1 pseudogene is annotated in these 498 nt (G+C 31.5%); it reads left to right on the plus strand.

Annotation, left to right across the window (positions count from 1 at the left end):
• Window positions 1-465: pseudogene (locus RVS70_RS22130) on the plus strand (FUSC family protein); the annotation flags it as partial.
• Window positions 466-498 lie beyond the last annotated feature (33 nt).

Here is a 498-nt window from a genome sequence, read left to right on the forward strand (position 1 = left end):
AGAGTGGGGACAAGGAAAAGAGAACTTAGTGGAGTATAAAATGAACCATCTCCTACAGGAGTTACATGAGACAAAAGGAATGTTACAAACGGCTTCTCGAAGCTTAAAATTAAACCCTATCAGAAAAAAGCATAAAATCATTATTTCAAGATATCAAATACAGATGCAAAAGATGATTGCAGGATATGAGTATGTATCAAATATCGAGAAAACGTTAAAAGAATGGGAAAAAGAAGGGGCTTTTTCTTCAAGTGACAAAATTGAGTTGGGCAATGATTTAAAAATGTTAAGTGAATTTTTTAGGAATTGAAAGACATACAACAGGGTGAAATAAACGATTGGAAACAGAACGAACAGAACATGCTATTGGAATCTCTCCGTTCAAAAATGCTGTATCCACCGCTAATCATAAAGTCTATAAAGACTCTTTTTTTAGAAACAATGAAATTGCTGAAAAACTTATAATATTTTTTTAAAAAAAGAATATGGATATACAGA

It is taken from the genome of Virgibacillus sp. M23, from assembly GCF_034190895.1.
In the GTDB taxonomy this organism is placed as follows: Bacteria; Bacillota; Bacilli; order Bacillales; family Amphibacillaceae; genus Virgibacillus; species Virgibacillus salarius.